Raw genomic sequence first — 12,002 nt, forward strand, 5'->3', positions numbered from 1 at the left:
TCCTGTTTTCAGTGCTAACACAATGCTGTTAGCGACGATAGCGCTATCGTTGCTCGCATGCCAACGCCGACCCGGGAGCGGATCATCAACGCCGCCTACGACCTGCTGCGCGAGGGCGGCCGCGAGGCGGTCTCGACCCGGGCCGTCGGTGCCGCGGCCGGGGTGCAGGCGCCGACGATCTACCGGACCTTCGGCGACAAGCAGGGCCTGCTCGACGCGGTGGCCATGCACGGCTTCTCGTCCTACCTGGCCGGGAAGGGCGCGCTGGCGCAGACGGACGACCCGGTCGACGACCTGCGGGCCGGATGGGACCTGCACGTCGGGTTCGGGGTGGCCAACCCCGCCTGCTACTCGCTCATCTACGGGGAGCCGCGCGCCGGTCTGGCGTCACCCGCGGCGGTGGCGGCGGCCGAGATCCTCGCCGTGCAGGTCCACCGGATCGCGGTGGCCGGGCGGCTGCGGGTCACCGAGCCGCGCGCCGCGTTCATGATTCACGCGGCCGGGTGCGGTACGACGCTGAGCCTGATCGCGCTGCCCGCCGACCGGCGCGACCCGCAGCTGTCGGTGCTGGCGCGCGAGGCGGTCATCGCCGGCGTCACGTTTCCCGACGGCGCGGCGCACGGCGACAGCGCGGTGGCGCTGCGCGCGGTGGTCGGCAGCTCCGACGTGCTCACCCCCGGCGAGCGCGCCCTGATGACGGAGTGGCTCGACCGGTTTACAACTGAGCGGTGACTCCAGGACTCGACGGGTACCTCGGGGCGGTCGTCGGCCGCCTGCAGCGCATCTTCCGCGGGCGCCTGGTCGGGGTGTACCCGGCCGGGTCGGTCGCCCTGGACGCGTACATCCCGGGCCGCAGCGACGTCGACGTGGTGGCGGTGGTGACGCAGCCGTCCCCGGACGAGCTGTCACGGGTCGTCGCCGACCTCGACCACGGCGCGCTGCCATGCCCGGCGCGCGGCCTGGAGTTCGTCCTCTACGACCGGGCGGTGCTGGCCGGGCTGACCACCGAGGCCGGGTTCGCGCTCAACCTGAACACGGGGGCCGGGCTGCCGTACAAGGTCGAGTTCGGCTACTCGGGCGGCCCGGCGTTCTGGTATCCGATCGACCGGGACATCGTGCGGCAGCAGCGGCGCGCGCTGATCGGCCCGCCCTTTCCCGACCTGACCACCCGGGTCCGCTACCGCGCGCTCCTGCCGGTCGTGGCCGACTCGGTGCTGGCCGCGGCCGACCACGGCGTCAACGGTGTCCTGAACGGCTGCCGGGCGCTGCGGTTCTGTGTCGAACGCACCTGGTATCCCAAGCGGGCCGCCGCCACGTGGGCCATGTCGCGCTCACCGTCCGACGCGCCGGTCATCCGGGCGGCCCTGGCCGGGTCGGTGCCCGACGGTGCCGCAGACTTCCTGGCCAAGGTACATGCGATTGTCACGACACCTGGTTAGGGTGTCTCGGTGCATGTTGCCGACAGTCACGATCTCATCCAGGTCCACGGGGCCCGCGAGAACAACCTGAAGAACGTCAGCGTCGAGATCCCCAAGCGGCGGCTGACCGTGTTCACCGGCGTCTCCGGCTCCGGGAAGAGCTCGCTCGTCTTCGGCACGATCGCGGCCGAGTCGCAGCGGCTCATCAACGAGACGTACAGCGCGTTCGTGCAGGGCTTCATGCCGAGCCAGGCCCGGCCCGACGTCGACCTGCTCGAGGGCCTCACCACGGCGATCATCGTCGACCAGGAGCGGATGGGCGCCAACTCCCGCTCGACCGTCGGCACGGCCACCGACGCCAACGCCATGCTCCGCATCGTCTTCAGCCGCCTCGGCGAGCCCAGCGCCGGGCCCGCGTTCCACTACAGCTTCAACGTCCCGGCCGGCGCCTGCCCCCGCTGCGAGGGCATGGGCACCGTCACCGACATCGACCTCGACGAGCTCTTCGACAAGACCAAGTCGCTCAACGAGGGCGCGATCACCATCCCCGGGTACACCGTCGACGGCTGGCTCGTGCGGATCTTCAGCGCGTCCGGGTTCTTCGACCCCGACAAGCCGATCAAGGACTTCACCGAGCAGGAGCGGCAGGACTTCCTGTACAAGGAGCCGGTCAAGGTCAAGCTCGAGAACATCAACATGACGTACGAGGGCCTCGTGCCCCGCGTGCAGAAGTCGTTCCTGCAGAAGGACAAGGAGGCCCTCCAGCCGCACCTGCGCGCGTTCGTCGAGCGGGCCGTCACCTTCACCGCCTGCCCCGAGTGCGGCGGCGCCCGCCTCAACCGGGCCGCCCTGGCCTCCCGCATCGGCGGCGTCAACATCGCCGACGCGTGCGCCATGCAGATCAGCGACCTCGCCCAGTGGGTCCGCGGCATCTCCGACCGGTCCGTCGCCCCGCTGCTCGGCACGCTGCAGCGCACCCTCGACTCGTTCGTGGAGATCGGCCTCGGCTACCTCTCCCTGGACCGCCCCTCCGGCACCCTCTCCGGCGGCGAGGCCCAGCGCACGAAGATGATCCGCCACCTCGGCTCCAGCCTGACCGACGTGTCGTACATCTTCGACGAGCCCACCGTCGGCCTGCACCCCCACGACATCGAGCGCATGAACGGCCTGCTCAAGCGCCTGCGCGACAAGGGCAACACGGTCCTCGTCGTGGAGCACAAGCCCGAGACGATCGCGATCGCCGACCACGTCGTCGACCTCGGCCCGGGCGCGGGGGGCTCCGGCGGCACGGTGTGCTTCGAGGGCACTGTCGAAGGACTTCGCGGCAGTGGTACCTTGACCGGCCGCCACCTGGACTATCGCGCCCGCCTGAAGCCGTCGTTCCGGCGGGGCAGGGACGTGCTGCCGATTCGCGGGGCCAGCACCCACAACCTGCGCAACGTCGACGTGGACATCCCGCTGGGCGTGCTCGTCGTCGTCACCGGTGTGGCCGGCTCGGGGAAGAGCTCGCTGATCCACGGCTCGATTCCCAAGGGCGCCGGCGTCGTCTCGGTCGACCAGGGTGCCATCCGCGGCTCCCGGCGCAGCAACCCGGCCACCTACACCGGCCTGCTCGAGCCGATCCGCAAGGCGTTCGGCAAGGCCAACGGCGTGAAGCCGGCCCTGTTCAGCGCCAACTCCGAGGGCGCCTGCCCCACCTGCAACGGCGCCGGCGTGGTGTACACGGACCTCGCGATGATGGCGGGCGTGGCCACGGTCTGCGAGGAGTGCGAGGGCCGGCGGTTCCAGGCTTCGGTGTTGCAGTACAAGCTCGGCGACCGCAACATCTCCGAGGTCCTGGCGATGTCGGTCGCGGAGGCCCAGGAGTACTTCGCCTCCGGCGAGTCGCGCCTGCCCGCCGCCCACACCATCCTGTCCCGCCTCGCCGACGTGGGCCTCGGGTACATCAGCCTGGGCCAGCCCCTGACGACGCTGTCGGGCGGTGAGCGGCAGCGGCTGAAGCTGGCCATCCACATGGCCGAGAAGGGCGGCGTCTACGTCCTGGACGAGCCCACGACCGGCCTGCACCTGGCCGACGTGGAGCAGCTGCTCGGCCTGCTGGACCGCCTGGTGACGTCGGGCAAGTCGGTGATCGTCATCGAGCACCACCTGGCCGTGATGGCCTCCGCCGACTGGATCATCGACATCGGCCCCGGCGCCGGCCACGACGGCGGCACGGTGGTGTTCGAGGGCACCCCGGCCGACCTGGTCGCCTCGCGCTCGACGCTGACGGGCGAGCACCTGGCCGCGTACGTCGCCGGCACCAGGTAGCCCGCCGGACGGCCACGCGGCCGCCGATCGGCCGCGTGGCCGGCGGGCTGTGGTTTCCGGCTCGGCTTCCTGGTCTGGATCTCGGCCGTCGGGTCTAGCCTGGCGGGGTGACTTCGCTTGACGCCTCATACTTCGACAAGTGGTACGCCGACATGGCGGCCTCGGCCGATCGCGACGCCCTCATCGCCCGGACGCTGGGCGTGCCGGCCGATCTGCGCCTCCCGGGCGTCCTGACCGGACCGGGCCTGGACGAGGTGACCGCCGCGCTGCACCTGCCGCCGGACGGCCTGCTCCTGGACATCGCCTGCGGCCGCGGCGGCTACGGCATCGAGGCCGCCCGCCGCACTGGCGCGACCCTGATCGGCGTGGACTTCTCGGCCGTGGCGTTGGACCAGGCCAGACCGCTGGCCGCCGACCGCCTCCCGGGCCGGGCGACGTTCCAGCTGGGCACCTTGACCGAAACCGGCATCCCGTCTGCGTCGGCCGATGCCGTGATGTGCATCGACGCCATCCAGTTCGCCACGCCGCCGGCGGCCGGCCTGCGCGAATGCCGCCGCCTCCTCAAGCCCGGCGCCCGCCTGGTCCTGACCACCTGGCAGGCCGTGGACCCCGACGACAACCGCGTCCCGGCCCGCATCCGGGCCGTGCACCTCGAGCGGGACCTGACCGAGGCGGGCTTCACGAGCATCACCGTGCACGACCGGCCGGCGTGGCGAGCGGCCGAACGCTCACTGTGGGAGGCCGCCGTAGCGGTCGAGAACCCCGACCCGGCCGTCCAGTCCCTCCAGGACGAGGGCCGGGCATCACTTGCCAACTTCGACCAGATGCACCGAGTCTTCGCGACTGCCACCGCCCCCCTGACGCGACCGACTCCCACTCCAGCGGACCGCCGAAGCCGCCGCCCGCCCGTCCGCCCGCGATGACGGCGCATCCGGCAGGGGGCAGGGTCATGCCGCATCAACGCGTACCGCATGGGCGTCTCGCGCCTGGACACTACGCGGCCCAGCTCACCCCGTAGTGCGCCGCACCGCGGAGCCCCGTGCCGCGTCGTCTCGTGCCACGTCGGCTGGAGCCCGTACTTCGCCACCGCCAGCACGGCGTCCTGGATCGTGCCGTGCGGCCGTGCCCTGCCCTGCCCTGCCTTGCTCTGCTTCGTGCTGTGCTTGCTCGCACCACGTCGGTATGCCCTGCGCTGGCTGGCTAGCGCCGCGCTGGCTTGCCCTGCCCTGTGTTGGCCTGCGCTGCGCTGCGCTGTGTTGGCCTGCGCTGCGCTGTGTTGGCCTGCGCTGCGCTGTGTTGGCCTGCGCTGCGCGGTTTGGCTTGCGCCGCGTTGACTTGTGCCGCGTTGACTTGTGCCGCGTTGGCCTTCGCCGGGGTGGTCGGCGCGCGCGTTGACTTGTGCCGCATTTGGCCTTCGCCGGGTGGCTCGCGCAGAGCGGGCCGGCGCGGGGCCAGGCCCGGCTCGGCGGTCGCGTGCCGCAGGCGTCGGGCGGGTCCGCGGCTTCGAGGTCCGGTGGCTACCGGAAGATAACGGTCACCCGGAGGCCACCTCCTTCCCGGGGCGCCGCGTCCAGCTCGGCGCCGTGGGCGCCGGCGATCGCCCGGACGATGGCCAGGCCGAGACCGTAGCCTTCCGCGCTGGTGCGCACCCGCTGGGTCCCCAGTCGCTGGAACGGCTGGAAGAGTCGCTCCAGGTCCTCCACCGGTACCTCCGGGCCGGTGTTCTCGACCGTCAGCGTCGGACGGCCTTCGACGATGCCGGTGCTCACGATCAGGCTCCCGCCGTCGACGTTGTGCTTCACGGCGTTGTCGACCAGGTTCGCGACCAGGCTGTCGATGAGATCCGCGTCGCCGGTCGTCGGCGCCGGGTCGAGGGTGATGTCGACGTACAACCAGTCGTCGTCGCGCCCGTCGATGTGCCGCATGTCCAGGACGTCCTGCACGATGTCGGCTAGGTCCAGTGGCTCCGCATACTCCACGCCCTGCTCGCCCGTGGCCAGGGAGAGCAGGGAGTCGATGAGCCGAGCCTGGGCGTCGCCGAGCTTCAGCACCTCCTGGGCGGCCGCCCGCAACTCCTCCGGGGGTGCGGTCCGGTTGGCCAGCGTGACCTGCAGCAGGGCCCGCTGGGCGGTGAGCGGCGTCCGCAGCTCGTGCGACGCGTTGGCGACGAACCGCCGCTGCGCGGCGAAGCTCGCCTCGAGCCGGCCGAACAGGTCGTCGAGGGTCTCCGAGAGCTCACCGAACTCGTCACGACGGCCCGTGGGCCCGAGCCGCCGGTGCAGGTTGCTGGCCGAGATGTCGCGCGAGGTGTCGATGATCAGCCGCAGCGGCCGCAGGAACCGGCCCGCGATCACCCAGCCGAGGACCAGCGCCACGAGGAGCATGACCGCCAGCAGGATCACCGTCAGCGGCATCAGACCGCGGCCGGCCTCGATCGTCACGTCGGGCGGCGGACCGTCCTGCGAGCCGACCGGCGCCGACTGTCTCACGCCGAGCATCTGCACCCCGAGCAGGACCGCACCGGAGAGCAGGAACGGTCCCGCATAGAGCAGCGTCAACTGCCGGCGCAGCCGGCTGCGTGCGGTGCCGAGTCGAGCCGTCATGGCGCACCCGTTCGTGTATCGGCGTCACGGGCAGCACTACATCCGACGGTCATGCTGTACGGCCGGCCCTTCGCTGGCCGTGGCGCTGACGATCGCTGCGCGTTCATGCCGGACCGACCCGGTAGCCGGCCTCGCGGACCGTGTGGATGATGGGCGGGTCGCCGAGGCGGGCCCGCAGCCGGCGGATCGCCGTCTTCACCGCGGTGGTGAACGGGTCGGCGGCCTCGTCCCACACCCGGTCGAGCAGGGTCTCCGCGGACACCGGCCGCCCACCGGCCTCCATCAGGCACTCCAGCACGCCGAACTCCCTGGGGCTCAGGTCGAGGCGGTGCCCGCCGCGGTCGGCTGTGCGCCGGGCCGGGTCGAGCGTCAGGTCACCGATCGTCAGCACCGGCGGCAGGATGGTCGTCGGGCGGCGGGCCAGGGCCCGGATGCGGGCGACGAGCTCGTCGAAGTCGAACGGCTTCCCCAGGTAGTCGTCGGCGCCGATCCCCAGGCCCTCGATCCGGTCGCGGACGCCACCGGAGGCGGTCAGCATCAGCACGCGGCTTCCGGACTGCCCCTTCACGATGTGACGGCATACGTCGTCGCCGCTGACGCCGGGCAGGTCGCGGTCGAGGACGACCACGTCGTACCGGTTCACGGCCAGCCGCTCGAGGGCCTCGACGCCGTCGAGAACAAGGTCGACGGCCAGGCCCTCACGGCGCAGGCCGTTGGCGACGGTCTGGGCCAGGATCTCGAAATCCTCAACGACGAGCACTCGCATGCCTCCACCTTGCCAGGCCGAAGGTGTCAACCAGGTGTCAGCCGCTGACACCTGGTTGACACCTGCCGCCGCGTACAACCGAAGCCATGCATGACGCCACGATCACCGTCGAAGGGCTTCGCAAGCGGTTCGGCCCCAGCCTTGCGCTCGACGGCATGACGTTCACGGTCCGGCCCGGGCACGTCACCGGGTTCATCGGGCCCAACGGGGCCGGCAAGTCCACCACCATGCGCGTGGTCCTCGGGCTCGACGCCGCCGACGCCGGTCAGGCCCTCGTCGGCGGCCGGCCCTACCGGACTCTCACCAGGCCGCTGTGCCACCTCGGATCCCTGCTCGACGCGTCCGCGCTGCAGCCCGGCCGGAGCGCCCGCAACCACCTGCTCTGGCTCGCGCACTCCCAGGGCCTGCCGTCCCGCCGCGCCGACGAGGTGCTGGAGCTGGCCGGTCTCGGCGGTGTGGGGCGGCGCCGCGCCGGCGGATACAGCCTCGGCATGCGCCAGCGGCTCGGCATCGCCGCGGCCCTCCTCGGCGACCCGCCGGCCCTGATGCTCGACGAGCCGTTCAACGGCATGGACCCCGAGGGCATCATCTGGATGCGCACGTTCCTGCGGGACCTCGCTCGCGAGGGCCGAGCAGTGCTGGTCTCCAGCCACCTGATGAGCGAACTGCAGGGCACCGCGGACCACATCGTCGTCGTGGGCCGCGGCCGGGTCATCGCCGACGCCGGCGTGACGGAGCTGCTGGCCGGCGCGGCCAATGGAAGGATCACCGTGCGGTCCTCGGCGATCGATCGAGCATTGGGTGTACTTCGGCCGGCAGCGCAATCGGTCACCTCCAACGGCGACGGCACGCTCACGGTCACAGGGCCGGCCGCCGAGGATGTCGTCGCGCTGCTCACCGCCGCCCAGGTCCCGTTCTCCGAGGTGGCCGCCCACCGGGCCACCCTCGAGGACGCCTACCTGGACCTGACCCGCGACGCCGTCGAGTTCCGGTCCGCGGCGACCGGGGAGGGCCGGCGATGAGCTTCCTGCGGACTCTGCACGCGGAGTGGACGAAGCTGCGTACCGTGCGCGGCTGGGTGATCGGCCTGCTCGCCGCGGCTTTGGTGATCATTGCGCTCGGCCTCACCCCGAGCCGGGCCGGTTCGTGTGGTCAGCACGGTCCCGGCTCGGAGTGCACGACGCTGCACGGTCCGGAGGGGCAGGAGGTGACGGACAGCGCCACGTACGTGCACCGGACGCTCACGGGCGACGGCAGCATCACCGTCCGGCTGGCCGGCCTGACCGGGCAGCTGCCCACGTTCGACGGGGGGCAGACACGCGAGGGACTGGCGCCCTGGGCGAAGGCCGGTCTGATGGTCAGGGACGGCACGAGGGCGGGCGCGGCGTACGCGGCGGTGATGCTCACCGGTGAGCACGGCGTGCGGATGCAGTACAACTACGTCCACGACACGGGCGGACCGGCCGGCGCCAAGGTCGAAGCGCAGCCGGTGTGGCTGCGGCTGACCCGCACCGGCGACACGGTCAAGGCCGAGCAGTCGGCGGACGGCGCCACGTGGGCGGAGGTCGGCACCGCGCGGCTGCCCGGGCTGCCGGCGACCGTCACGGCCGGGATGTTCGCCACGTCACCGCAGTACTCGGAGCTGGTCAACGAGTCCGTGGTCCTCAGTGGTATTTCGGGCGGGCCGAGCATCGCCACCGGAGCGTTCGAGCGGCCGGCGACGACTGGGGCGTCGTCGGCGGATTGGGAGAGCGACGCGGCCGCGGTCGAGCCCGAGAGCGCAGAGCAGCCGAAGGGCGGTGGGACGACCGCGCGCGCTACAGGGCCGCGGACCGGGTTCCAGCAGACCGCTGACGGGTGGTTGGTGACCGGGTCCGGCGACGTCGGGCCGGCGGTGTCGGGGGCGTCCGGCGGCGGGGTGACGATCAGCCAGACGCTCGTCGGGACCTTCCTCGGGCTCATGGTCGTCGTGGTCGTCGGGGCGATGTTCGCGGCGGCGGAGTACCGGCGGGGGCTGATCCGCACCACGCTCGCCGCGGTGCCGCGCCGGGGGCGGGTGCTCGCGGCGAAGGCGCTGGTGCTGGGCGGCGTGACGTTCGGGCTCGGGCTGGCCGCCGCGGCGGTCGTGGTCACCTTCGGGCAGGATGTGCTGCGGGACAACGGGGTGTACGTGAAGCCGGCCTCTACCCTGACCGAGCTGCGGGTGGCGGCGGGGACGGCGCTGCTGCTCGCCGGGTGCGCGGCGCTCGCGGCCGGGCTCGGTGTGCTGCTGCGGCGCGGCGTCACCGCGGTGGCGGCGGCGATCGTCGTGGTCGTGCTGCCGTACCTGCTGTCGGTGACGGTGCTGCCGCTGCGGGCCAGTGCCTGGGTGCTGAGCGTCACGCCGGCCGCCGCGTTCTCGCTGCAGCAGAGCGAGCCGCAGTACGACCAGGTCGACAACATCTACTCGCCGGCCGACGGGTACTTCCCGCTCAGTGCCTGGGGCGGCCTGGCCGTGCTCGCCGTGTGGGTGGCCGTGGTGCTCGCCGGCGCCGGGTACGTGCAGCGCCGGAGGGACGCATGAGCACCGCCGCGGCGGGAAGCACCATGAGCAGCACGGCGCGTGGCGCGGTGCGAGGCCCGATGCGCAGGGCGGTGCATGCCGAGTGGACGAAGCTGCGGACCTCGGCGGGGAACTGGTGGCTGCTGCTCGGTGCGGTGGCGGCGACGATCGGGCTCAGCGCGTTCGTGTCCGGGGCGATCTCGTGCGTCGCGGGGTGTACGGCCGACCTGCCCAAGGTGTCGCTCACCGGTGTGCAGCTCGGGCAGGCCGTGGTCGCGATCCTGGCGGCGATGGTGATCGGGAACGAGTACGCGACGGGGATGGTGCGGGTCAGCCTCGCGGCGGTGCCGGGGCGGACCCGGCTGTTCGTGGCCAAGGCGGTGGTGCTGCTCGCGACGACCGCTGTCGCGTCGGTGGTCGGGGTCGCCGGGTCAGTGCTGGCGGGGCGGGTGCTGCTGCCGGCGCATGAGTTCGGGTGGCGGCCGGCGGTCGGGTCCGTGCTGTACCTCGAGCTGGTCGCGCTGTTGAGCCTCGGGCTGGCGACGGCCGTGCGGAGTCCGGCGGCGGCGGCCGGGATTGTGCTGGCGCTGATGTACGCGTGGCCGATCGTGGCGCTGGCCGTCGGTGACAAGGCCTGGTCGCGGCGGCTCGATCGGATCGGGCCGATGACCGCCGGTGCCGCTGTCCAGGTCACGAAGGATCTGGCGGCGCTGCCGATCGGGCCGTGGGCCGGGCTGGGTGTGCTGGCGCTGTGGGCCGTGGCGGCGATGCTGGCCGGCTGGGTCGTCCTGGTCCGGCGGGATGCCTGAGCGCGTCCGGACACCAAGCCGCGGCCGCTAGCGCTGGTGGTCCGGCGAGGTGCCTTGAGTGGTTGGGCCAGTGAGCCGCGGCTGCGGTCGGTGGTGGTCTGGCTCGTCGACGCCGTCGGTTCTCGACGCGGTGGAGCGCACGGTCAGGCTGTGTCGGCGTGCTCTGCGGGCGGGGGCGGCAGGCCGGGTTGTGGCTTCCGGCCTGCTCCTCGGCGGCGGGCGTTGCTCGGGACGGGGACTACGGGCGGAGGTGCTCGGTCAGGAAGGTCGTGGTGGCGTCGGTGGCCCGGGCGACGTAGGGCTCGTTGTCGTACAGGTCGACGTGGAGGGTGCAGTCGAGCCATTCGATGTGCTTGGGGCCCGCTGCGCGGTCGTGGAGTTGGGCGGCCAGGTCCGGGGAGCAGTACCTGTCCTCCTTGCCGTGGACGATCAGCAGCGGGGTGCGGGCGAGCAGCGGGGCGGCGCTGAGGGCGTCGAACGTCAGGAGGCTGTGCAGGGAGCCGCGGGTCACGCGGTTCTCCCAGGTGGGGGCGGCGGAGCGGTCGGTGCCGTAGTACGACCAGGGCTCGTCGCCGGACATGGCGGCCTCGGCGCCGTCGGGGGCCACGGCCGGCATGAACTCGTCGTAGCGGTCCAGGAAGGAGGCCAGCGCGGCTCGGTAGCCGTCGGGGTCGGCGGCGAAGGACTCGGGGCTGTTGTAGCCGCCCGCGATACCGGCCACGGCGCGGACCCTCGGGTCCTGGGCGGCCGCCCGGACCGCGTAGCCGCCGCCCAGGCAGACGCCCACCAGGGCGATCCGTGCGCTGTCGACGGCCGGGTGGGTGCTCAGTGTGGTCACGGCGGCTCGCAGGTCGGCGAGTTTGCCCTGGGTGTCCTCGTGGGCCCGGCGGCCGCCGCTCGCGCCGAAGCCGCGGTGGTCGAAGGCGAGGGTGGCGAAGCCGGCGTCGGCCAGGCGCTCGGCGTAGGCGCCGGCGACCTGCTCCTTGACGCCGGTGAACGGGCCCGTGACGGCCACGGCCGGGTGGCCGCCCGGCGGGACCGGGCCGGCCGGGATGCGCAGGTGGCCGCTGAGCGTTATGCCGTCGGTAACAAATGCAACTTCTTCGAGATCGTGGGCCATGCGGCGAGGTTAGGCTTGCCCGCGGTACACGTGAAGAAGGCACTTTGGGGTGCCCTTGGCGGCAGGAGAACCTGGTGGCGCTGGTGGTCCCCGACGTGCTTGACGAATCGTGCGCCACCCGGCAGGCGCTGGAGCGGCTCGCGGCGAAGTGGCGGGTGCTGCTGATCTACGCGCTGGCGGCCGGGCCGCAGCGGCATGCCGAGCTGCGGCGGCGGGTGCCGGGGATCACGCAGAAGGTGCTCACCGAGACGCTGCGCGGGATGGAGGCCGACGGGCTCGTCGAGCGGCGCGTGCTGAAGGAGGCGGCGCCGCAGCACGTGGAGTATGCGCTGACGGGGCTCGGCAAGACGCTCGAGGGTCCGCTGCAGGCGATCTGCGACTGGGCATCGATGAATGTTACACCGTCACCACCGGCCTGACCTGCACCTTCACCC

At 72.4% G+C, this 12,002-nt stretch carries 11 protein-coding genes; 8 read left to right on the top strand and 3 right to left on the bottom strand.

Features of this window, described 5'->3' with window-relative positions; translation table 11 throughout:
* The first annotated feature begins 57 nt into the window (after positions 1 to 57).
* From Dvina_RS26635 to Dvina_RS26650, 4 genes are all read left to right on the top strand, one after another.
* Positions 58 to 732: a TetR/AcrR family transcriptional regulator gene (locus tag Dvina_RS26635; protein ID WP_223105172.1), complete on the top strand. Its 675-nt coding sequence runs from the start codon at positions 58 to 60 to the stop codon at positions 730 to 732.
* Positions 729 to 1,439, top strand: a complete 711-nt coding sequence (locus Dvina_RS26640; RefSeq protein WP_223105173.1) for an aminoglycoside adenylyltransferase domain-containing protein — start codon at positions 729 to 731, stop codon at positions 1,437 to 1,439. Before Dvina_RS26635 ends, Dvina_RS26640 begins: the two co-directional genes overlap by 4 nt.
* Positions 1,440 to 1,448: 9 nt before the next feature.
* Positions 1,449 to 3,728 (top strand): ATP-binding cassette domain-containing protein, encoded by a 2,280-nt coding sequence (locus tag Dvina_RS26645; RefSeq protein WP_223105174.1) that lies wholly within the window; start codon positions 1,449 to 1,451, stop codon positions 3,726 to 3,728.
* Positions 3,729 to 3,835: 107 nt separating this feature from the next.
* Positions 3,836 to 4,651 carry a class I SAM-dependent methyltransferase gene (locus Dvina_RS26650; RefSeq protein WP_223105175.1) on the top strand — a complete coding sequence of 272 codons (816 nt, stop codon included), beginning with the start codon at positions 3,836 to 3,838 and terminating at the stop codon, positions 4,649 to 4,651.
* Positions 4,652 to 5,245: 594 nt separating this feature from the next.
* Here Dvina_RS26650 and Dvina_RS26655 read toward each other — a convergent pair.
* On the bottom strand, positions 5,246 to 6,331 hold the full coding sequence (locus tag Dvina_RS26655; protein ID WP_223105176.1) for a sensor histidine kinase: 1,086 nt from the start codon (positions 6,329 to 6,331) through the stop codon (positions 5,246 to 5,248).
* 103 nt (positions 6,332 to 6,434) lie between these two features.
* A complete protein-coding gene (locus Dvina_RS26660; protein WP_223105177.1) occupies positions 6,435 to 7,097 on the bottom strand; it encodes a response regulator transcription factor in 663 nt (220 codons plus the stop codon).
* 86 nt (positions 7,098 to 7,183) lie between these two features.
* Here Dvina_RS26660 and Dvina_RS26665 point away from each other — a divergent pair, with 86 nt between their 5' ends.
* Genes Dvina_RS26665 through Dvina_RS26675 form a run of 3 tightly spaced genes read left to right on the top strand, consistent with a single transcriptional unit; the run spans position 7,184 to position 10,448 of the window.
* Positions 7,184 to 8,119, top strand: coding sequence for an ATP-binding cassette domain-containing protein (locus Dvina_RS26665; protein ID WP_223105178.1), 936 nt, complete (start codon positions 7,184 to 7,186; stop codon positions 8,117 to 8,119).
* A complete protein-coding gene (locus Dvina_RS26670; protein ID WP_223105179.1) occupies positions 8,116 to 9,660 on the top strand; it encodes a DUF1349 domain-containing protein in 1,545 nt (514 codons plus the stop codon). The genes Dvina_RS26665 and Dvina_RS26670 overlap by 4 nt, the downstream gene beginning before the upstream one ends.
* Before the next feature lie 59 nt (positions 9,661 to 9,719).
* Positions 9,720 to 10,448, top strand: coding sequence for an ABC transporter permease (locus Dvina_RS26675; protein WP_223105180.1), 729 nt, complete (start codon positions 9,720 to 9,722; stop codon positions 10,446 to 10,448).
* A gap of 238 nt (positions 10,449 to 10,686) precedes the next feature.
* On the opposite strand, the gene Dvina_RS26680 is transcribed toward Dvina_RS26675, so the two are convergent.
* The gene (locus tag Dvina_RS26680) at positions 10,687 to 11,568 is read right to left on the bottom strand and encodes an alpha/beta hydrolase (protein ID WP_223105181.1); all 882 of its coding nucleotides are present in this window, start codon (positions 11,566 to 11,568) and stop codon (positions 10,687 to 10,689) included.
* Positions 11,569 to 11,642: 74 nt separating this feature from the next.
* Here Dvina_RS26680 and Dvina_RS26685 point away from each other — a divergent pair, with 74 nt between their 5' ends.
* Positions 11,643 to 11,987, top strand: coding sequence for a winged helix-turn-helix transcriptional regulator (locus tag Dvina_RS26685; protein ID WP_223105182.1), 345 nt, complete (start codon positions 11,643 to 11,645; stop codon positions 11,985 to 11,987).
* Positions 11,988 to 12,002: the final 15 nt, after the last annotated feature.

Source organism: Dactylosporangium vinaceum, assembly GCF_019904175.1.
Lineage (GTDB): Bacteria > Actinomycetota > Actinomycetes > Mycobacteriales > Micromonosporaceae > Dactylosporangium > Dactylosporangium vinaceum.